This window comes from Verrucomicrobiia bacterium (genome assembly GCA_035460805.1).
Taxonomy (GTDB): domain Bacteria; phylum Patescibacteriota; class UBA1384; order CAILIB01; family CAILIB01; genus DATHWI01.
The window spans coordinates 1-2,416 of the sequence record DATHWI010000031.1 but is presented as its reverse complement, the minus strand read 5'-3'; the positions used below and the strand labels follow the sequence as shown (position 1 = coordinate 2,416).

Below are 2,416 nucleotides of genomic sequence, written 5' to 3'. Positions count from 1 at the left end.
CGCTCTAAAGCGTGGCCTTGAGAAACTCGGTAAGCAGGTGACCGTGGCCATGGGTGGCAAGATTCCCGCCACTTTTGACTTCCTTCCTGGTTACACCGAGGTGGAAAACGAGTTCACCGCCAATAAGGACTTGCTTCTCATTATCGACGAGAGCCAAGCCAAGGTGGGCAACGTAAGCCTTAAGCGTGTCTCAGAAACCAAGCTCATGGTAGTAGTCACCCCTAAAGAAGGTGTGCTCACTCCACAAAGCGTACGGATTGAAGACGGCAGCTTCCGCACCGACCTGGTTATTGTCTTGGACTGTAGCGACCTTGACCGGATGGGTGTTATCTACGAAGAAAACCCAAGCCTCTTCTTTGAAGTTCCCGTTGTAAATATCGACCATCACCCGACCAACACCAATTTTGGCAAGGTGAACCTTATCGATGTCACCGCCTCTTCAACCGCCGAGATTTTGGTTTCCCTCCTGGAGACCCTCGGGAAAGACATCCCCGGCATGATTGATGCGGAAATGGCTACCTGCCTTCTTACCGGTATCACCACTGACACTGGTTCCTTCCAGAACGCCAACACTACGCCAAAGTCCCTTACCGTTGCCGCCCAAATGGTGGCAGCTGGAGCCCGTCAGCAGGAGATTGTGAAGCGCATCTTCATGACCCGCTCCCTGGCCCAGCTCCGCCTCTGGGGCCGTGCTCTTTCTTACATCAAGGAAGACCCACAGAACCACTTTGCCTGGACCATTCTTACCAAGGCAGACTTTGTTGCCTCCCAGGCTGAACCAACCAACACCGAGGGTGTTGTTGATGAGCTTCTCAAGAGCGCAGAGGGGATGAACTTTGTCCTGCTCATGGTTGAACGTGATGGTGAAGTGAAGTGCTCCATGCGCTCCATTCAGCCTCATATGGATGTTTCCGCCATTGCCCTCCATATGGGTGGCGGAGGACACGTACAGGCTGCCGGTTTCTCGGTTAAGAACACCACTATCGCCCAAAGCGAGCAGAAGATTTTGACCCAGATCCGGGACTTCCTGACCAAGCGCCAACCCGCCGGAACCCCTGCACGGGCTGCCGAAGCCCAGTTGAAAGAGGAATCCCCGCTCGTCCTTCCAGAAGATATAAAACAGGACACTCCCGCCAAGGTGCAGAAATCTTCACGGCCTACCCGTCCGAACCCTTTCCGCCGCGAAAGCCCGGCCCAAGACGCCCCTGATCTTGAAACAGAAGAGAAAGTAAGCTAAACTCACTTGAGTTAATGAGATTGGTACGGCTAACACTGTACCCGTCTGTCCATAAGAATCGTACCCATGTCCAAGACCAAAGATCTTGTTAAGAAGTACCAGACCCATGAAGGGGATACTGGTTCTACCCAGGTTCAGATTGCCATCCTTACCGAGCGCATCCTTGAACTTACCGACCACCTTAAAGAGCACAAGAAAGACTTTGACTCCCGTTCCGGTCTCTTGAAGCTTGTTGGTCGCCGCCGTCGCCTTTTGAACTACCTCGCCGCTACCGAGCTCGAGATTTACGAAAATCTCATTAAAGACCTTGGCCTTCGTCGCTAAGTAGCTCTCAAAGCCAATTAAGTCAGTCCTAACGGATTGACTTTTTTGTTTGCCGGTGGTATTGTCCTGCACATGGATTCGGTACCGACAGAAAAAGTTACATCCGACACCCTTGTAAATCCGTTTCTTACTGAGAAAACACGCCGAATGGTTTGCCGCGCGCTAGGAGTTAATCCAGCACAAAGCTCAGGTAGAGACATTTTTCTCCGAAAAGTTACGGCCGGGCAACTCAAAGAGAGAATCCCTACGTACGAGAACTTCTGCGAACGCGCCACAGGGCAAGGACATATCACGCCTGCGACCCTTGAAAAGGCTCGTGCGCTGTACAAATAACTCTTCTAAGTCAGTCCTAACGGATTGACTTTTTTGTTTGCCAGAGCTACTATCCAGCAAATGAATTTGGAAAAAACGGAAAGAGTCACCCCTAATACCCTGGCAGACCCGTACCTTACGGAGAAAACACGCCGAATGGTTTGCCGCTCGTTTGGCATTGACCCTTCAAGAAGCTCCAGCCGTCGGCATTTCCTCAAAAGCCTCACCGTGAGCAAATTGAAGAGAAAGATCCCTAGCTATGAGCGCTTCTGCGAACTAGCCAAAAGCTGTGGGCAACTACAACCCATCACACTCACAAAAGCCAAGGCGCTTTATGAGTAGCCTCCCGAGGCCAGAGATACCCTCTCTGGCCTTTTTCTATCCTCAAGAGAGGATATCTGATATACAAAATGTAGATATCAACCCGCCCGTACTATTTTGAGCCCGCTTCGCATGCATATGCGGACCACGCCCAAAGTACTACGTGGCACCCTGTAATTTTTCTGTACATGCCAAGTACTACGCACAAGGTTAAGCTCGGCC

2 protein-coding genes are annotated in these 2,416 nt (G+C 51.4%); both read left to right on the top strand.

What is annotated here, in order from left to right:
• On the top strand, positions 1-1,237 hold a 1,237-nt coding region (locus tag VLA04_01110; protein ID HSI20295.1), incomplete at its 5' end, for a DHH family phosphoesterase.
• Positions 1,238-1,303: 66 nt separating this feature from the next.
• Positions 1,304-1,561: a 30S ribosomal protein S15 gene (gene rpsO / locus VLA04_01105; GenBank protein ID HSI20294.1), complete on the top strand. Its 258-nt coding sequence runs from the start codon at positions 1,304-1,306 to the stop codon at positions 1,559-1,561.
• Positions 1,562-2,416 lie beyond the last annotated feature (855 nt).

Coding starts and splice junctions, on each gene's coding strand:
- rpsO (HSI20294.1), top strand. CDS start 1,304: ATGTCCAAGACCAAAGATCTTGTTAAGAAGTACCAGACCCATGAAGGG.